Source organism: Psychromonas sp. (assembly GCF_047632955.1).
Lineage (GTDB): Bacteria > Pseudomonadota > Gammaproteobacteria > Enterobacterales > Psychromonadaceae > Psychromonas.
Genome location: NZ_JBLIED010000014.1, coordinates 1 through 18,751 on the forward strand (window position 1 = coordinate 1; position 18,751 = coordinate 18,751).

Annotated in this window: 15 protein-coding genes and 2 pseudogenes; 4 read left to right on the forward strand and 13 right to left on the reverse strand. The window is 43.4% G+C overall.

The genetic code is table 11. From position 1 onward, the window contains the following. A partial coding sequence (locus ACJAZP_RS10235) for a bL21 family ribosomal protein (protein WP_415230723.1) occupies window positions 1–77 on the reverse strand: 77 nt, incomplete at its 3' end. A 470-nt stretch (window positions 78–547) separates the two neighbouring features. Here ACJAZP_RS10235 and ispB point away from each other — a divergent pair. Beyond that, a complete protein-coding gene (gene ispB, locus ACJAZP_RS10240; protein WP_415230643.1) occupies window positions 548–1,519 on the forward strand; it encodes an octaprenyl diphosphate synthase in 972 nt (323 codons plus the stop codon). A gap of 66 nt (window positions 1,520–1,585) precedes the next feature. On the opposite strand, the gene ACJAZP_RS10245 is transcribed toward ispB, so the two are convergent. The 12 genes and pseudogenes from ACJAZP_RS10245 to ACJAZP_RS10300 form a co-directional block, all read right to left on the reverse strand. Beyond that, window positions 1,586–2,710, reverse strand: a complete 1,125-nt coding sequence (locus tag ACJAZP_RS10245; RefSeq protein ID WP_415230724.1) for an alpha,alpha-phosphotrehalase — start codon at window positions 2,708–2,710, stop codon at window positions 1,586–1,588. Window positions 2,711–2,838: 128 nt separating this feature from the next. Then, window positions 2,839–4,152: an adenylosuccinate synthase gene (locus ACJAZP_RS10250; protein ID WP_415230644.1), complete on the reverse strand. Its 1,314-nt coding sequence runs from the start codon at window positions 4,150–4,152 to the stop codon at window positions 2,839–2,841. Window positions 4,153–4,314: 162 nt separating this feature from the next. After that, window positions 4,315–5,181 carry a protease modulator HflC gene (gene hflC, locus ACJAZP_RS10255; RefSeq protein ID WP_415230645.1) on the reverse strand — a complete coding sequence of 289 codons (867 nt, stop codon included), beginning with the start codon at window positions 5,179–5,181 and terminating at the stop codon, window positions 4,315–4,317. After that, window positions 5,181–6,353: an FtsH protease activity modulator HflK gene (hflK, locus tag ACJAZP_RS10260; RefSeq protein WP_415230646.1), complete on the reverse strand. Its 1,173-nt coding sequence runs from the start codon at window positions 6,351–6,353 to the stop codon at window positions 5,181–5,183. The genes hflC and hflK overlap by 1 nt, the downstream gene beginning before the upstream one ends. Before the next feature lie 108 nt (window positions 6,354–6,461). Beyond that, window positions 6,462–7,754, reverse strand: a complete 1,293-nt coding sequence (gene hflX / locus ACJAZP_RS10265) for a ribosome rescue GTPase HflX (protein WP_415230647.1) — start codon at window positions 7,752–7,754, stop codon at window positions 6,462–6,464. 131 nt (window positions 7,755–7,885) lie between these two features. Further along, entirely contained in the window at window positions 7,886–8,119 is a 234-nt protein-coding gene (gene hfq, locus ACJAZP_RS10270) for an RNA chaperone Hfq (protein ID WP_415230648.1), read from the reverse strand. A 516-nt stretch (window positions 8,120–8,635) separates the two neighbouring features. Then, entirely contained in the window at window positions 8,636–9,553 is a 918-nt protein-coding gene (gene miaA / locus ACJAZP_RS10275; RefSeq protein ID WP_415230649.1) for a tRNA (adenosine(37)-N6)-dimethylallyltransferase MiaA, read from the reverse strand. Then, a complete protein-coding gene (mutL, locus tag ACJAZP_RS10280) occupies window positions 9,546–11,426 on the reverse strand; it encodes a DNA mismatch repair endonuclease MutL (RefSeq protein ID WP_415230650.1) in 1,881 nt (626 codons plus the stop codon). Before mutL ends, miaA begins: the two co-directional genes overlap by 8 nt. Window positions 11,427–11,447: 21 nt before the next feature. Continuing rightward, a pseudogene (locus ACJAZP_RS10285) lies at window positions 11,448–11,609 on the reverse strand (LysM peptidoglycan-binding domain-containing protein); the annotation flags it as partial. Between the two features lie 1,437 nt (window positions 11,610–13,046). Then, window positions 13,047–14,321 (reverse strand): annotated as a pseudogene (locus ACJAZP_RS10290) (N-acetylmuramoyl-L-alanine amidase); the annotation flags it as partial. A 59-nt stretch (window positions 14,322–14,380) separates the two neighbouring features. Beyond that, window positions 14,381–14,839, reverse strand: a complete 459-nt coding sequence (gene tsaE, locus ACJAZP_RS10295; RefSeq protein WP_415230651.1) for a tRNA (adenosine(37)-N6)-threonylcarbamoyltransferase complex ATPase subunit type 1 TsaE — start codon at window positions 14,837–14,839, stop codon at window positions 14,381–14,383. Continuing rightward, window positions 14,833–16,341 carry an NAD(P)H-hydrate dehydratase gene (locus tag ACJAZP_RS10300; RefSeq protein ID WP_415230652.1) on the reverse strand — a complete coding sequence of 503 codons (1,509 nt, stop codon included), beginning with the start codon at window positions 16,339–16,341 and terminating at the stop codon, window positions 14,833–14,835. Before ACJAZP_RS10300 ends, tsaE begins: the two co-directional genes overlap by 7 nt. Window positions 16,342–16,372: 31 nt before the next feature. Here ACJAZP_RS10300 and queG point away from each other — a divergent pair, with 31 nt between their 5' ends. The 3 genes from queG (at window position 16,373) to ACJAZP_RS10315 (ending at window position 18,496) form a co-directional block, all read left to right on the forward strand. Further along, a complete protein-coding gene (gene queG / locus ACJAZP_RS10305; RefSeq protein ID WP_415230653.1) occupies window positions 16,373–17,533 on the forward strand; it encodes a tRNA epoxyqueuosine(34) reductase QueG in 1,161 nt (386 codons plus the stop codon). Between the two features lie 122 nt (window positions 17,534–17,655). Continuing rightward, on the forward strand, window positions 17,656–17,985 hold the full coding sequence (locus ACJAZP_RS10310) for an antibiotic biosynthesis monooxygenase family protein (RefSeq protein ID WP_415230654.1): 330 nt from the start codon (window positions 17,656–17,658) through the stop codon (window positions 17,983–17,985). Window positions 17,986–18,088: 103 nt separating this feature from the next. Continuing rightward, on the forward strand, window positions 18,089–18,496 hold the full coding sequence (locus tag ACJAZP_RS10315; RefSeq protein WP_415230655.1) for a DUF2750 domain-containing protein: 408 nt from the start codon (window positions 18,089–18,091) through the stop codon (window positions 18,494–18,496). Window positions 18,497–18,751 lie beyond the last annotated feature (255 nt).

An 18,751-nucleotide genomic window follows, 5' to 3' on the forward strand; every position in this document is an offset into this window, starting at 1 on the left:
TCTAGTTTTTCCAAACGAAGAGTTTGTTCAACAGCTACACGGTGTTGCTTGCCACCACTCTGGATAACAGCGTACATGTTTCTTACTCCGTTCAGGCATCTCGTGCTACTTTATTCGAAATATAGCATCAAGAGCACACTTATATTAATCTCAATGGTGGCGGATTCTACGGCAAATATTCATTGTTAGCAATGTTATTGGCTAAAAATATTTCAATTTAATTACGCCTTAAATTTACCCGCTAAAATAAAATAAGCATCAATATTAGCGGAAAGCAGATTTTGTTAATAAAGCGCTTGATTTTATTCGCCGTAATCTCAACAAACTGGCAAATGCCCTCCTAAATGCCCTCCTAATGAGCAGCGAATCAATTATTTTTGGCAACCCTTGTAACGGAAAAAACCCTCTAATTTATAATTTATAGAGCGTAATAGTGATAGTGATAACTCTATGCGGAATACTTTTTTGTTTAAGCAGTTGAGATATCGCTGATAAACGGCAATAATAGTCACTCTTTTTAAGCACTAAAATGCGGAACGTCAATACCATGGATATAAAAACAATTCAGCAGATATCACTAACTGAAATGCAGCAGGTTAATGAGCTGATCACCGCGCAATTAAGTTCAGATGTCGCTTTAATTAACCAGCTTAGTTTTTATATCATCAATAGTGGTGGAAAACGCATTCGTCCGTTAATTACCATCTTAGCCGCCAAAGCGCTGGGTATCCATGATCTAAACAGCACTAAACTTGCCACTATTATTGAATTTATCCACACCGCAACCCTACTGCACGATGATGTGGTCGATGAATCGGACATGCGCCGCGGCAAAGAAACAGCAAATGCACTTTTTGGTAACGCGGCGAGCGTACTGGTCGGCGACTTTTTATATACCCGCTCTTTTCAGATGATGACCGAGTTGCGTGATTTCAAAGTATTGGATATTTTATCTTCGGCAACTAATATCATTGCTGAAGGTGAAGTTTTACAGTTGATGAATTGTAATGATCCCGATACTACTGAAAAAAATTATATGGATGTTATCTACTTTAAAACCGCCAAGCTATTTGAAGCAGCAACCCAAATTGTCGCCGTATTAGGAGAGCAGTCTGCGGAAATTGAAATGGCTTTACTCAATTATGGAAAATACCTTGGCACGGCATTCCAGTTAACCGACGATGTTATGGACTATAACTCCGATGCGAGCGAGATGGGTAAAAATACCGGTGATGACCTGGCAGAAGGTAAACCGACCTTACCACTTTTATATGCTATTCAGCACGGCAACAAGCAGCAAGTAGCGCTTATCAGAGAGGCAATCGAAAAAGGCAATGGTATGCAGCACTTTGATGAGATCATGCAGGCGTTGCATGATACTAAAGCATTAGAGCACACCAAACAGCGCGCACTTGAAGAAGCGGAGAAAGCAATTAAAGCCCTTAGTGTTATTCCCGACAATGAATACAAACAAGCATTAATAAGCCTGGCCTACCTTGCCGCAGATAGAACCTCTTAAATATTAAAAAAGCCCTAAGCTACAAACAGCTAAAGGCTTTTATCTTATACCCCGTAAACCCTTGAATTAATGATTTTCAATCAACAACACTCGACACTCATAAGGTTTTAGTGCGACTGACCGCGTCGCTTGCACGGATAATATTTCCGGGTAATTGCCAATAATATAATGGGCGTTGTGAAGTTCCAGATTCATTGGCAACACATATGCAAAGGGCTTGTCGTAATAATTGTTGATACAAATAAGCGTCTGCTTGTCGCTGCGACGCTGATAACAAAACAGCTGCCTATGCTCAGGGGCTAAATCCGTATAATCCCCGGCTGTTATCACCTCGACTTCTTTACGCAGCGCAATTAAACGCTGGTAATAATAAAAAACTGAATTTTGATCTTTAAGCGCCTGCTCGACATTAATCTGCTTGTAATTTTTTGCCACTTCCAGCCAGGGAACGCCTTTTGTAAAACCTGCATGCGGATCACCATTCCATTGAATAGGCGTGCGTGAATTGTCGCGTGATTTCTGAGCAAGAATAGCGAGCACCTGCTGTTCACTTTTCCCCTGTTGATTGAGCATAATGTCATACATATTGGTACTTTCAAGATCGCGGTATTGTTCAACCGAGGTATAACCCGGGTTGGTCATTGCAATCTCTTCACCCTGGTAAACATAAGGCGTTCCCTGCATCATATGCAGTGAGGTTGCCAACATTTTTGCGGATTCAACTCGATACTGCTGATCATTACCCAACCGGCTAACGATCCGCGGCTGATCATGATTACACCAAAATAGTGCCGACCACCCTTTGCCGAACATGCCCTGCTGCCAATGATTAAAAATAGTTTTCAGCTCAATAAAATCAAAGGGTGCCTGCGTCCATTTCTGACCCTTTACATAATCGACTTTTAAATGGTGAAAATTAAACACCATAGATAACTCTTTTCCGTCAAGTGCAGAATATTGCTGACACTGCTGCAGCGAGGTGGAAGACATCTCACCTACCGTGACAGCGCCGTATTTATTAAATACCGCAGCACTTAACTCACGCAGGTATTGATGTACGCGCGGCCCATCGGTATAAAAACGACGCCCGTCACCCTGATAGTCGTTCTGATAATCCTGCTCTTTAGAGACTAAGTTAATAACATCAAGACGAAAACCATCAACCCCTTTTTCGGCCCAAAAGCTGATTATATTTTTGACTTCATCGCGTACTCAGGAATTTCAATAAATTTTACAGAGAGACGAGACTGCCGATAGATCAAAAAAGCCCTTATTACTTTACAAGCATAAGGGCTTTTTATTAAGATCTGAGCATTTACTTAGTTAAACGGGTTAATCCGAATAATAGTTTCATGACGATCCGGACCCGTAGAGATAAGATCCATTGGTATGCCGGTGATCTCTTCCAGACGCTTGATATAAGCCTGTGCATTTGCAGGCAGTGCATCAAATGAAGTCACGCCAAATGAACTTTCTGTCCAGCCGGGCATTGTTTCATAAATCGGTACAGCTTGCTCGTAACCATCTGCACACATTGGTGGAACGTCTACCAGTTTATCGCCGGGCATTTTGTAAGCCGTACAGATTTTAATCTCTTGCAAACCATCTAAAACATCCAGTTTAGTTAAGCAGAAACCGGTAATACTGTTTAATTGTACGGCACGTTTAATAGCAACGGCATCAAACCAGCCGGTACGACGTAAACGACCCGTGGTTGCGCCAAACTCGTGTCCGACAGTACCAAGATGCTTACCGGCCGGATCAAGTTTCTCAAGACCATCATACAATTCAGTCGGGAAAGGACCCGATCCAACACGCGTAGTATAAGCTTTGACAATGCCTAATACATAATCGAGATGAGCAGGACCAAAGCCACTGCCCGTCGCAACACCACCAGCGGTTGTATTTGAAGAGGTAACATAAGGATAGGTACCGTGATCAATATCAAGCAGAGTACCCTGAGCGCCTTCAAACAGGATGTTTTCACCACGTAAACGGGCTTTATCAAGCTCATCCGTTACATCGATAACCAGACTGATAAGCAGATCGGCAACTTCTGTTACCTGTTTCAGCACTTCATCAAAGTTAACCGCTTCTACTTTGTAGTAATTAACTAATTGAAAATTGTGGTAATCAATGACTTCTTTGAGTTTGACCGCAAAGGTTTCCATATTAAAGAGATCATCAACACGTAATCCGCGACGGGCAACTTTATCTTCATATGCAGGACCAATACCGCGTCCTGTTGTACCAATGGCTTTATTACCACGGGCAAGCTCTCGAGCAACATCAAGAGCAATATGATAGGGAAGAATTAAAGGACATCCTTCACTTATATGCAGACGTTCTCTTGCAGGAATCCCGCGATCTTCAAGCATTTTCAGCTCGGTCAATAGGGCTTCGGGTGATAAAACCACGCCGTTTCCGATAACACATTTTACGTTATCGCGCAGGATGCCTGATGGGATAAGATGAAGAACTGTTTTCTCACCATCAATCACAAGTGTGTGACCGGCATTGTGTCCACCTTGATAGCGAACAACCCATTGTGCTTTGTCAGTTAGCAGGTCGACGACCTTGCCTTTACCTTCGTCACCCCATTGAGTGCCAAGTACTACTACATTATTTCCCATCAGAATTACATATCTCTAGCGAATTAAACGCAGATTTTAGCAAACATTAAACCTGCATTTCAAGCACGATATACAGATCTTTACGAACTAATCCATATACGGCTTTATTTAGGACAAAAAAAAGGGCGGAAAACCGCCCTTTTAACATAAAAATAATTAAAACTAATCTTTATTATTCATATACTTAAAGAAGTCAGAGTCAGGGCTTAATACCATCACATCATCTTTACCGGTAAAACTTTTTTGATACGCCTGCATACTGCGTAAAAAAGCGAAAAACTCAGCATCTTTTGAATAAGAGTCGCCATATATTTGTGAAGACTCGGCATCACCTGCACCGCGAACCTGCAAAGATTCTTTATTCGCTTGGGAGAGCATAATAGAGACTTCCCGGTCAATATTAGCGCGAATCACTTCTGATTGCTCCTGACCTTTAGAGCGATGCTCTTTTGCCACGGCTAATCGTTCAGCACGCATCCGTTTGTAAACACTATTGCTGACTTCTTCAGGTAAATTGATTCTTTTGATACGAACATCAACCACCTTAATACCTAATTCACTTGAGCGAGCCATACGTTTCAGTGCTGTTTCCATCACTTGACCACGTTTACCCGAGACAATATCCGTAATAGTATGCGAGCCTATCTCACTGCGTAATCCATTGTTAATTTTACGTTTCAGTAAGGATTCAGCCTGCATTTTATTGCCGCCTGTTGCCAAAAAGTAAACCGCTAAATCATCAATTTGCCATTTCACATAAGAGTCGATGATTAAATCTTTTTTCTCCGAAGTAACAAAGCGATCTGCTTTATCATCCAAGGTTTGGATACGGGTATCCATGCTGCGTACAGAATCAATAAAAGGAATTTTAAAGTGTAAGCCAGGCGGATAAGCAACCGGTACCCCGGCTGAATCACGTTTAACTTTACTAAATTGCATTACGATCCCGTGCTGCCCTTCCATAATGACAAAAGCGCTGCTGAAAAGCATTGCAATAATTAGCACTGGAAGTATTAATAATTTATTCATTAGTAGTCTCTCCCAGAGCTTCTGTTACTGCTACGGGTGAGCGGAGTAGTTCCGCCCGCTCGTTCATCTTGATCTGCTTTTTCATCGGCACGTGAACGTGTTTCGATTTCTGAAACGCCATTAGCGCCCCCTGCTTCAGTGGTGCTTGTCCCCATCAGCTTATCGAGCGGAAGAAAAGTCAAATTACCCCCGGCGTTATTATCGATGAGCACTTTAGAGGTGCTGTTCAATACCATTTCCATCGCCTCGAGATACAGACGTTGACGCGTCACATCAGGATTGGCTTGATATTCAGGTAATAATTGATTAAAACGGGCTACTTCACCCTGCGCTTTTAAAATCAGACCTTCTTTATAGGCTAACGCTTGCTGTTCAATACGTTTCACCTGACCACGAGCAATAGGTGCTTTTTCACGTTCATAAGCTTCAGCTTCACGTATAAAACGCTGCTCATCTTCCTGTGCGGCAATGGCATCATCAAAGGCATCTTTAACTTCTTCAGGTGGACGAGTTTGCTGTAAGTTAACATCCACAATGTCGATACCCAGATCGTATGATCCGATAATATCGTCGATCATTACCCATGTTTCTTGCCGTACCACTTCCCGGCCTGTTGTTAACACATCATCCATAGTCGAATGACCAACAATAAAACGCAGAGAACTGTCTAATGCCTGCAATAAACTGTTATCGGCATCAGTAACACTAAACAGGTATTTTTCCGGCTCAATGATACGGTACTGCACTTCCATGCCAACCTTAACAATATTTTCATCTTCAGTTAACATGAAACCCGTTGTCGGCATAGTACGAAATGCTTCAACGTTAATCGGAATAATTTGATCAACAAACTTCGGATTCCAATGCAAACCGGCATCAACTTGAGAATGGTAAGCACCAAAACGTAATACAACACCACGATCAGATTCTTTAATCGTATACCAACCACTAGCAAACCAAACAATAGCAATTAATGCACACACAGCAATAAGGGCAATATTACCGCCACCCTTGTTACCACTATCGCCTGAAGAGGGCTTTTTACCAAACAAACCACCGAGTAATTTTGATAATTTCTGGAGAACAACATCAAGATCAGGCGGTCCCTGATCTTTGTTCTTATCATTGTTTTTCCACGGGTCTTTATCTTTCCCCGGTTCGTTCCAAGCCATATATAGCTCCCGATTTAATAATACAAAAAAGTGTTAAGCAATGTACCAATGTTCACCCTAATAATAAAGAAAACATGACATAATATGCGACGAGTTGATTAAAAAAAGCTATTTAGCGTTAACCACATACTCCTCTATGGAGGCACCTTGCTGTTTTATCAAGCGCAGCCACTCAATAGTATTTAAACGAATATCCAATATACAATCGCCATTATCAGCATAAGACTCATCTTCAATACAGTCCAACTGGTAAAATAAGGCCCGTAATTTTCCTTCGTCGGCCGGTATGGCAAGTTGCAGCGAACGAATCTGTCCAGATAATATAGTCGTTAATGACTTAAATAACAGCTCCACACCTTCACCGGTTTGTGCAGATAACCACACCTTAGCGGGTTTTCCCAAATCATCAAAATCAACATGCGGCTCAATACCATCAACGGCATCAATTTTATTCATGATCATCAGCTGCGGTACTTCAGCTGCACCGATCTCATCTAAGACGGTTTGCACCGCAATAATATTATCCTGGTAACAGGGATCGGCACAATCGACAATATGTAATAATAATGTCGCGTCACGGGTTTCCTGCAGCGTGGCTTTAAAGGCGGCGACCAGATCATGGGGTAAGTGACGAATAAAACCGACGGTATCGGCCAAAATACAACTGCCAACATCAACAACATCAACTTTACGCAGCATTGGATCAAGTGTTGCAAAGAGTTGATCCGCGGCATAAACCCCGGCATCGGTAAGGTAATTAAAGAGCGTAGATTTACCCGCGTTAGTATATCCAACCAATGCAACAGTCGGCACTTCATTACGTTGACGGGCCCGTCGTCCCTGCTCACGCTGTTTTTCCACTTTTGCCAGGCGCGCTCTGATGGTACTGATACGAGCGCGCAGTAAACGTCTATCTGTTTCTAATTGAGTTTCACCCGGACCGCGTAATCCAATCCCTCCTTTTTGCCGTTCCAAATGCGTCCAGCCACGAATAAGTCGCGTAGAAAGGTGACGCAATTGCGCTAATTCCACCTGCAGTTTACCCTCATAAGTGCGTGCTCGTTGGGCAAAGATGTCTAAAATCAACGCGGTTCTGTCTAATACCAAGCATTCACATAAGGCTTCTAAATTACGTTGCTGAGCAGGGGTTAATGCATGATTAAAAATAACCACATTAGCCCCTAGTGTTTTCACAGTATCAGCAATTTCCTGTGCTTTACCCGTGCCGACAAAGTAACGAGCATGCGGGGCTTTGCGGGGACCGGTAACAGTCTCAAGCGTATCTACACCGGCAGAACTCACTAATAGTTTAAGTTCATCAAGGTCTTCTTTTTTATTCTCATCGGAAAAAATGATATGAACTAAAACTGCCCGTTCTCCGGCTTCGTAACGATCAAACAAATAAATCTCCAATATTGAAGGAAAGTAGTGATTATCATCCTAACATAAGCCACTTAAGGATAGGATGATAATGTTATAAAAAAAGGCCTGCGTAAAGCAAGCCAAAATTGATCGAAAAACGCTTTTTACGCTTAATCATTTTCCGTATGTTGAATTGGAGGCATAGCGCGAGCAGGCACAACGGTTGAAATAGCGTGTTTGTAAACCATTTGACTGACGGTGTTTTTTAACAGGATCACAAACTGATCAAAAGACTCAATTTGTCCCTGTAACTTTATGCCATTTACTAAATAGATTGCCACTGGGATCTGTTCTTTACGCAGCGCATTTAAAAATGGGTCTTGAAGTGACTGTCCTTTGGCCATGGGCTTTCCCTATTATTGTTATTAGATAGTGATTCATGCCTGCTTAGTATAAACAATGGTTAAATAAAAACTGATTTGATTACTCAAAATTTTGATCCATAACACTTTCTTGCAGCGGCAAATGCTAAAAACAGGTACCTGATTTAGAGTGGCTTTTGAAATTTCAGTGAATATTTTATCTGCAATCATAAAATAAGACGTTAACAGTACTTTCAGTCGCAGCCACAGCGCTTTGGTTACGGTTTATAACTACTTATAAAACCACCTTTATTCACTCAAAATTATCAGTATCCCAGTTTCAAGCCAGGTTACATTTTACCAGTCGCGTAGCCCCAGTGTTTTTAATAAAAGGTATTGCCGCACGGCAAATTACTTGGTTACGAGTTATAAAACGGCTTTTATCCGTTTAAAATTATCTTCATGACCCGTTTCAAGCCAGGTTACATTTTGCCAGCCGCGTAACCCCAGTGTTTTTAATAAACAGTATTGCCGCACGGCTAATTACTTGGTTACGGCTTATAAGACGGCTTTTATCCGTTTAAAATTATCTTCATGACCCGTTTCAAGCCAGGTCACGTTTTGCCAGCCGCGTAACCAGGTCATTTGCCGTTTGGCGAGTTGCCGGGTTGCAACAACACCACGAAAACGCATTTCCTCATAATCCATTGTGCCCTGTAAATATGCCCACATTTGCCGGTAACCAACGCAGCGCATTGAGGGTAAATCTAAATGCAAATCACCACGTTGATAAAGTTCGCGCACCTCTTGCTCAAACCCGGATGCCAGCATCAGATCAAAACGTTGCTCGATACGCTTATGTAATGCGCTTTTTTCAAGGGGGGCGATGGCGAACTGTTTAATGTTATAGGGAATAGGATCACTTTTGACTTGCGTCAGTTCAGTTAAGCTTTTTCCTGATATGCGGTAAACTTCAAGTGCTCGGGCTAAACGTTGCGGATCATTAACATGGATACGTGCAGCTGAAACGGGATCTATCTCATGCAGCTGCTCATGTAATACTTGCCAGCCTTTTTCCTGCGCTTCTTTTTCTATCTGCGCACGAATTTCCGGGTTAGCACTGGGCAGCGGGGACAATCCGTCTACGAGGGCTTTGTAATACAACATAGTCCCGCCCACCAGCAAGGGAGTGTGACCGCGATTGGTGATCTCCTGCATTAACCTTAATGCGTCTTCACGAAAGTCACCGGCCGAATAGGACTCAAGCGGGTCGATAATATCCACCAAAGCATGCGCCACTCGTTGCAGCTCTTTATTACTTGGTTTGGCCGTTCCGATATCCATGCTTTTATAAATTAACGCGGAATCAACACTGATAATTTCACAGTCACATTGCAGCGCTAATTTTATGGCTAAGTCAGTTTTTCCAGAAGCGGTCGGCCCCATTAAAAAAAGGACGGTGGGATAGTTATTCATTTGAAAAACCTTGTACTAATAATGAAAAATCGGGCACTTTAAATAATTGCTCCTGACACTCTTTAAGATTATCGGAAAATGACGCCAGTAATAAATCAAAAAGCGCTTTAGCACTTTGCTCAGTCCAGTTAATATTTTCTGTTTGCTGCTGTTTTAATGTTTTCACCAAAAAGGCACAAAACAGATTGACCTGTTGCGCATTCATGTTGTTATCTGTTTGACTTAAATAGCTTAATAATTCGGGAATAATTTTCGCAATCGGCGCCTGCCTGAGTAACGCGGGCACTTTACTGATAATAAGCTTACCGCTCTGACTTTTAAAAACAAAACCTAAGCGCATAAATAACTCGCTAAAGTCTTCGCTGGTTTTTAATAAAAGTGCATCAAGCGCTACACGCACAGGTAATAACAAAGGTTGTGCTATCACTTCACCGTCGGACCAGGCGGCAAATAACTGCGTCTGTTTAATCATCACATCAGCTTTTTCCAGAGACAGCACCAAAAAAGGCGAGTCACTATTGAGCAACTGCTGCTTAGCATCCAGCTTAATTAATAAATATTGGCCGTTGATCAAACACACTATTCCCGCAAAAGTCGCCTGCGAGAGAGTCGCTGATGTTCGCTCGTCTGCCGATAGGGGTAGATGAGCCGCGGCGACAAAATCGCAATAGGCAGCCACTTTAGCTTGATCCAATGGAGGATTGCTTGCACGTTTGGTATAACTTGAATAGGGAACGGCTGCTTGCTCATTCGCCCGTCCAACACTTTTATTCTGCGCCTCTAAATCATACTGGATCTCGGGTTTAGGATCTTCGCGGTTTGCCGGTAAATAAGCATGCTCACTGGGTTTTGGTTGAGCTTCTGATGCCAGTTGGGAGGCTTCATTGTGGGTAGCGGTTAATGTGCTGACGATAAAGTCATGTACCCAACGCGCCTGATGAAAACGTACTTCGTGTTTTGAGGGGTGAACATTCACATCCACCTGATCCGGGTTACATTCAATATAAATAACGTAAGCGGGAAATTTCCCCTGAGGTAAAGAGTAGGCATAAACCTGCCTGATCGCATGATTAATTAATTTATCGCGAATCACCCTGCCATTAATATAACAATACTGCACATCATTTGATGACCGGGCCGAGAGATGATCCGAAACCCAACCGGATATTTTTAATTCATTATCGCTATTTTGAAAAGATAAAGCGCTGAAAACAAAACTTTCGCTGCAAATAGAGGCAAGACGTTTTTCCTGCTGATGTTGGGTCTTTGCGGCGCGATACTGACGAACAATTTTATGATTGTGTTTGAGTATAAAGGTAATTTCAAAACGGCTTAGTGCGATCCGTCGAATCAACTCGTCAATATGCTGAAATTCAGTTTTTTCTGTTTTTAAAAAGCGTCGTCGGGCGGGCGTATTAAAAAACAGATCCAGAACCTCGACCGTGGTCCCCTGCGGATGTGCAGCCGGTTGAATCTTAACCTGCATATCCCGACCTTCAGCGATCGCTTGCCAAGCCTGCTCCTGATCGGCGGGCTTAGAGGTAAATGTCAGACGCGAAACGGAACTTACGCTGGCTAAGGCTTCGCCGCGAAACCCCAGGCTGACAATAGCTTCAAGATCGTCTAAGTGGCTTATTTTACTGGTTGCATGGCGACTTAATGCCAAGGTCAGCTGTTCTTGACAAACACCGCCGCCATTATCTTTGACACGGATACATTTTGCGCCGCCCTTTTCGATATCGATTTCAATTTTTGTCGCCCCGGCATCCAAGCTGTTTTCAATCAGCTCTTTCACCACGGAAGCAGGACGTTCCACAACCTCGCCCGCGGCTATTTGGTTAGCCAGGCGAGCAGGTAAAATTTGAATAGGCATTAAAAGGGTATCCGAAAACGATTAACTGACAGGGATGGTTAATACTTGACCAACCCGGAGCAAAGTTGAACTGAGTTTATTAAATTCTTTGAGCAGATCACTGGTTGTACCATAACGACTGGCAATCACTGAAAGTGATTCACCACTGCGTACCTTATGCTCTTTTATAACATAACCCGCCGATGGCACTTTAAGCTTTTGGCCAACAAACACAGTGCTGGAACTTAACCCGTTATGTGCTTTTAATCGTGAACTTGTAGTCTCGTAACGTTGTGCTATGACGGACAACGACTCGCCCGATTTCACCCTATGCACGCGATCGACCAATGGCACATCGGCGACATAATCTACACTTGGAATTTGCAGCACCTGACCTATCAATAATGAATTTGAGTTTAACTTATTAAAGGCCTTTAAGTTACCTGAACTGATATTGTAACGGTTTGCGAGAACCGACAGAGACTCACCGCTGCTGACCTTATGCGAGCTTGGCCTAACCGGTGTAGCCTTTACAACTTCGCTGCTATTAGCCCCGGGTATCTTTATTTTTTGCCCGATCGCAAGTCTCATTGAAGATAAATTATTAAAGGTTTTCAAGGCGCTGGCAGTGGTATCGTAATGTTGCGCTATCACCGATAGCGACTCTCCCGATTTGACCCTATGTAACCGCTCAACCACCGGCAAAGGGGCGGCATAATCGATGTCTGGAATTTGCAGAACCTGACCTATCAATAATGAATTTGAGTGTAGCTTATTATAGGCTTGTAAGTTATCTGAGCTGATGTTGTAGCGATCGGCAACCACCGACAGGGACTCACCGCTGCTGACTTTATGCGAGCTTGGCCTGACAGGGATGGGCTGCGGCGTTGTATTAACGCCCGGTATGTTGATTTGTTGTCCGATAGCAAGGCTCATTGAAGACAAGTTATTAAAGGTTTTAAGGTTGCTCGCCGTTGTCCCATATTGAGCCGCAATCACCGACAGCGATTCGCCACGGCTTACCCTATGTACACTGGCAGGCCTGCTATTCACAACAACGGTTTTTGCAGCATAAGCGCCCGGAATATTGATTTGTTGCCCGATAGCGAGGCTCATTGAAGACAAGTTATTAAAGGTTTTAAGGTTGCTAGCCGTTGTCCCGTACTGGGCCGCAATCACCGACAGCGACTCTCCACGGCTTACTTTATGTACACTGGCAGCCCTAACATTAGCAACAAGCGGTTTTGCAGCATAAGCGCCCGGAATATTGATTTTTTGACCGATAGCAAGGCTCATTGAAGACAAGTTATTAAAGGTTTTAAGGTTACTCGCCGTTGTCCCGTATTGAGCCGCAATCACCGACAGCGATTCGCCACGGCTTACTCGATGCACACTTGCAGCCCTGCTATTCACAACAACAGGTTTTTCAACATAACTTCCCGGAATGTTGATTTTTTGACCCACCTGCAATGCAGTTGACCGGAGATTATTAAAGTCTTTAAGGGTTTGCGTTTCAGTGCCGTATTGGGCCGCGATTAGCGACAATGACTGACCTCGAGTCACCAAGTGAACACGTGCCGGTTGCTCAGTACGAACGAACTGTTTAACCGGTTCCGGAGTAACAAATAAGTGGTAATCGGGCGGTATATTTAAGACCTGATCAACGTGCAGAGAATTTGAGCTTAAATTATTATATTCCTTCAAGCTGTTCAGGCTGACGCTATAACGTTCAGACAGTACCGATAAGGATTCACCGCTGCGGACAGTGTGTTTGATAACACGTTTTTTTTGTGCAAATAAGGTATTCTGCGGAGGAGATTGAGCGAAATGTTTATAAATGCCGTTAAAGATCGCATTGGTAATTTTGTTTTGATGCGCGGCTTGATTTAACAACCGTTCTTCAGTGCGGTTAGTAATAAAACCGGCTTCCACCAGGATAGAAGGAATATCCGGGGATTTTAATACCGCCAGGCTCGCATGAACCGGTACAGACTGATGCAAAGGAGTCACTTTTTTTAATTCCTGGACAACCCGCTGGCCGACATTAAAACCCACCGCCATGGAATTCCCCATGGACATATCTAAGACCATTTTTTGCAGATAAGGCAGGTTGCTCGAACCCTGCATCATTTTACCCGCACCACCGATTAACTCAGAATGGGCTTCATTATTTTCCATCCAGCGCCCCTGTTCTGTGGTCGCTCTTCTTTTTGATAAGACTAAAACCGATGCACCTCGAGGCCGGGCAGAGGTAAATCCATCGGCATGAATAGACACAAAAAAATCAGCATCACCTTTACGTGCAATAGCGGTTCGTTGATGCAGACCAACGTAATAATCACCTTCGCGAATTAAAAAAGCGCTCATTCCGGTTTGGTGATTAATTTTTTTCAGCAAGCGTTTAGCTATCTGCAGGGTGATTTTTTTTTCATAACTGTATCGGCCCAGAGCACCCGGATCATCACCACCGTGTCCGGCATCGATCGCAATAATAATATCGCGCCCTTGTGGTTGTTGAGGTTTTGGTTTGTTAACCTTTGCAGTGCTTAGCTTATTATGCGGCAAGTCAATAACCAGACGGTGACCATAGGGTTTTGCTGACGGCAAGACGAATATTTTAGCCTGACTGGCTTTATTCAGATCGACCACGATTCGGTAACTGTTTTTGGATCTGCTGGCACTTTCTCGAAGATTATTAACCAGGGGACCATTATGCTTGATTTTTGTTAAATCAACGGCTGTTGAGGTTGACTCAAGATCGATAACCAGTCGATCCGGATTTTTTAAATAATGTGTTTGATAGCTGGGTTTATGTAAAAAATCTAAAACAACGCGGGTATTATCCGGTGAAGGCCAGGTGCGCACCCCTTTTAATTGGTTTGTTGAAGCAGCAGTTGCGCTTGAAATAGTAAACATCCCCTGCACAAGCAGAGCAGATAAAAAAACCAAGCGTATAAAAAGTGGTGTTAATAATTTCATAATTTATTTAATACTCGCTGCCCGACTTCGGTATTCGCCTGTAACTCGACGACTCTTTGTTGATCGACATAACGTAGTGTTAAATCAATATCAGGAGAAGGCAAAACTCCTTCTCCACGCTCAGGCCATTCCACTAAACAATGGCTTGTTGCATTAAAATAATCACGGATCCCCATAAACTCTAATTCTTCGGGATCTCCCAACCGGTATAAATCAAAATGGTACACTTGCCAGTCAGCCAGTTGATAGGGTTCAACTAACGTATAAGTCGGGCTTTTTACATTTCCTATATGGCCTAATCCTTGAATAAAACCGCGGCTTAATGTGGTTTTGCCCGCCCCCAAATCGCCGTGTAAATAGATACAGACAGGCTGCTCGCAAGCTGCGCTTAAACGTCCGCCAAAAGCAACGGTCTGTTCGGCATTAACTAATTCTTCTTTAAAAAAATTTAACATGATGGATTAACTAACTTCCTAATATAAGAGAACAGATCACTGGCTAATAATCCACGCTCGCCTTGCTGCGCAGCCAAGTCCGCGGCATCCCCGTGGATACAAACCGAAAGGCGGGCAGCATCAAGCGAATTTAAACCTTGTGCTAATAGACCGCCTATAATACCAGAAAGCACGTCCCCCATGCCACCACTTGCCATACCGGGATTGCCAACATTTGCCAAAAAGGTTTGCTTGCCGTCACAAATTAAGCTCCCGGCTCCCTTTAAAATCACAATTCCACCATAAATGGATTGTAAACGGCGTACGGCACTAAAGCGATCTTTTTCAATTTCAGCAATGCCCGTCCCCAGTAATTTAGCCGCTTCACCGGGATGGGGGGTTAAAATCCAATTATCTTTACAAACAGGTTTAGACGCCAATAAGGTTAATGCATCGGCGTCTACCACGCAGGGTAACTCGGTGCCTATTACCCGCTTTAATAAACTCTGTGCCCAGTCATCTAAGCCCAGTCCGGGGCCGATCACCAGTACCGTTGGCCAATCTTCAAACAGATCCTCAGATGCTGTTTTTTCAGAATAATATTGAAGCATCAGTTCCGGACGCCCGAAAATAACCGCGTTGTGGTTTTCCTGCCGAGTAAGCACTTTAACTAATCCCGAGCCGCTACGCAGTGCCGATTCTGCGGCTAACCGCACCGCACCGGGCATACCGATATTACCGCCTATAACTAAGGTTTTACCAAATTGGCCTTTATGGCTGTCGCGTTGTCGTTTTTTTAATAAATGAGTAAGATCCTGATAGCTAACGCGGGAGACGTCACTGACCGCTAAATCTGCAAAATACTGAGTAATGCCTAAACCTGAACAATACAGTTGTCCGCAATGATTAGCTCCGGCCCCGGTAAATAAGCCCTGTTTTAACCCCACAAAGGTAACAGTTGCAGCGGCTTTTATCGCCACAGGGTTGACAGCCCCGCTGTCGGCATTAAGACCCGATGGAATATCGACACTCAAAACGGCTTTACCGGCCTGGTTGATTTTAGCAATTAAAGATTTAAATTCCGGGCGCAGGCCACCCGAAAGTCCTGTTCCCAAAAGCGCATCAACAATCACATCGGTAGCGCCAATATTTGCCTGTTCGATTGTTTCTATTTTACCCTGCCCTTTTTCCCATGTTTTTTTGGCCCGCCGTGCGTCATTCGCCACATTGCCAGGATCTCCCATCTGGCAAAGCTGCACCTCCAGCCCCGCCTTTTTAGCAATGCCAGCAAAAATATAACCATCGCCGCCATTGTTGCCCTGACCTGTAAAAACCAGTACTTTCCCGGCATTCGGAAAATGTGTTTTGAAAACGTCATAACAAGCCTGCCCGGCCACTTTCATCAGATCATAAAGGGTCAATCCGGCTAATTGTGCGGCAGCGCCTTCGAATTCTTTGATCTGCTCAGCACGATATAAAGAATGTGGTAAACTGCCGGCTGTTTTTATCTGATCCTTAAGCATATTGATCATCCCATAAGAGTTAAGTATTTAAATGATAAATCAAAAAAATGTAACTGACCCCATTAAAGCAATCGATTTATCAAGTTTATCTGAAAATATCAAGCTGTGGGGTAAAGCGCTCGGTTTTCAGAAAGTGGGGATCACAGATATTGATCTAAAACAGCAGGAAGGTAAATTACAGTCGTGGTTAGATAACAATTATCACGGCGAAATGGAGTATATGAGCAAGCACGGCATGAAACGCGCGCGCCCCGATGAACTGTTGCCCGGTACCTTAAGGGTTATTTCCGTGCGCATGGATTATTTACCGGAGAATGCCCAATTTGCCAGTACATTAAAAAATAAAAACAGCGCTTATATCAGTCGTTATGCCCTTGGCCGGGATTATCACAAAGTGCTGCGCAAAAAACTTAAACAGCTGGGTCAAAAAATTGAACTTGAAGTCGGGCAACTTGGTTACCGTCCTTTTGTTGACAGCGCGCCCATATTGGAACGTCCCCTTGCTTCAAAGGCCGGGCTCGGCTGGGTTGGTAAACACTCACTGCTTATTGATGCAAAAGCGGGATCGTGGTTTTTTATTGGCGAACTGCTGGTCGATTTACCCTTAGTCATTGATCAACCCGTCGAAAAAAAATGCGGAAAGTGTGTTGCCTGTTTAACCATCTGTCCGACCCAAGCGATCGTTGCCCCCTATGTGGTCGATGGCCGCCGCTGTATCTCCTACCTGACCATCGAACTGCAGGGCCCGATTCCGGTTGAATTTCGTAAAGCCATTGGTAACCGCATCTACGGTTGTGATGATTGCCAGCTGATCTGTCCCTGGAACCGTTTTGCCGATACCACGGAGGAAAGCGATTACCAAATTCGTCAGCAGCTGCAAAACAGATCCTTATTGGCATTATTTAGCTGGACCGAAGAAGAGTTTTTATCCTACAGCGAAGGCTCTCCCATTCGTCGTATCGGTTATCAGCGTTGGTTGCGTAATATAAGCGTTGCCTTGGGTAATGCGCCAACCAGCGAGGCAGTAGTCGAGGCGTTAACCAACAAACTTGCCGAGAATCTGTCTGATATGTTAAATGAGCATCTGCAATGGGCACTAGCGCAACACCAAGATCAAATTCCGGTGTTTAATGAGCGCCTTAACCAACGTTTAATTAAGGCTGTCGAAAAAGGTTTACCCAGAGATGCGTAATGATTAGGGCCTAATATAAAAAAAATACTGCCTTAGTTAACGCGTTAGCGTACTTATTCTTGACAGAAACAACATTTTCGAAAAAGATTGCAGATAACTATTACAACAAAATGGAAGAGGTTATGATCTATGTACTTTTTCGCTGGGAAATAAAATCCGGGTGCGAGCAGTCTTTTAAAGAGGGTTGGACAGAAATAATTCATCGTAATATCGAAAAACACGGCGCGCTTGGGTCGCGTTTGCATAAAACCAAAGACAATCAATGGATTTCCTATAGCAAATGGCTCAGCGAAGGGCATTTTAATCGCGCCCAAAATTTACGTGACCAACACGAACAAGCACGTGTTAAAATGGTCAATGCAATCATTAAAACCTATCCACCAATAATGATGGTGCCGGTTTTAGATAATGTTGTAATAATAGATCCCGCGCAGCCGCAATCGCACTTATAAGATACTCAATCAACGGTTTGATTGAGTGGTAAGGCGATAGAGAAGTTAAAAACAATATCCATCAACTAAATTTTTGACTATAGAGTCATCAACAGGACCTAAAATGAGTAACGTGCTAGACACAAAGCAGATTCAAACAATTCAACAATATGATGCGCAGCAGCGTTATAACTATTTACTCAAAGAGGTCGTTAATAATACCCAAATTTGGTTACTGGTTGATGAACATGGTTGCGTAATGCTTAATACCGAAGAGCAGGACTGCGTACCGGTTTGGCCAAATAAAGAGTTCGCTCAAGCCTGGGCAACCGAAGAGTGGTCACACTGCAAGCCAGAATCTATCTCCCTGGCAAAATGGCATAACCGCTGGACCCATGGTTTAGAAGAAGATGAACTCGCTATTGTGGTTTTTCCAAATCAGGATAATGAAGGCTTGATCTTTTACCCAGACGAATTTGATTATGAACTGCAGCAGCAGGCAAAAAAAATAGCCAATAAAAAACGAAAATAGCGCCTTATTAAAATAAACCCGATAATCGTTCGGGTTTATTGTTTATACCTGAAGATCGATCAAAAGAAGCTCAAAACGCCTTCCCTACGAATAAAAGCACAGCACTTTTCACCATGCCCTGGCACAATTTAATTAACCTCATTTTTACCTTTGTCAGCTGATTTGTTCAGGCTCTTTTAACTCAGAAATTGATTGTTATTCTAAAATCGGCTGCGGGATTTTATCGCATTTCCGTATTCAGGCATTTTTACACCC

Excerpts from the sequence above, each read along its gene's own strand:
- hfq (WP_415230648.1), bottom strand. The coding sequence starts at position 8,119 with ATGGCCAAAGGACAGTCACTTCAAGACCCATTTTTAAATGCGCTGCGT.
- hflK (WP_415230646.1), bottom strand. The coding sequence starts at position 6,353 with ATGGCTTGGAACGAACCGGGGAAAGATAAAGACCCGTGGAAAAACAAT.
- ACJAZP_RS10310 (WP_415230654.1), top strand. The coding sequence starts at position 17,656 with ATGATCTATGTACTTTTTCGCTGGGAAATAAAATCCGGGTGCGAGCAG.
- ACJAZP_RS10300 (WP_415230652.1), bottom strand. The coding sequence starts at position 16,341 with ATGCTTAAGGATCAGATAAAAACAGCCGGCAGTTTACCACATTCTTTA.
- queG (WP_415230653.1), top strand. The coding sequence starts at position 16,373 with ATGATAAATCAAAAAAATGTAACTGACCCCATTAAAGCAATCGATTTA.
- ACJAZP_RS10250 (WP_415230644.1), bottom strand. The coding sequence starts at position 4,152 with ATGGGAAATAATGTAGTAGTACTTGGCACTCAATGGGGTGACGAAGGT.
- miaA (WP_415230649.1), bottom strand. The coding sequence starts at position 9,553 with ATGAATAACTATCCCACCGTCCTTTTTTTAATGGGGCCGACCGCTTCT.
- tsaE (WP_415230651.1), bottom strand. The coding sequence starts at position 14,839 with ATGTTAAATTTTTTTAAAGAAGAATTAGTTAATGCCGAACAGACCGTT.
- hflC (WP_415230645.1), bottom strand. The coding sequence starts at position 5,181 with ATGAATAAATTATTAATACTTCCAGTGCTAATTATTGCAATGCTTTTC.
- ispB (WP_415230643.1), top strand. The coding sequence starts at position 548 with ATGGATATAAAAACAATTCAGCAGATATCACTAACTGAAATGCAGCAG.
- mutL (WP_415230650.1), bottom strand. The coding sequence starts at position 11,426 with ATGCCTATTCAAATTTTACCTGCTCGCCTGGCTAACCAAATAGCCGCG.
- ACJAZP_RS10315 (WP_415230655.1), top strand. The coding sequence starts at position 18,089 with ATGAGTAACGTGCTAGACACAAAGCAGATTCAAACAATTCAACAATAT.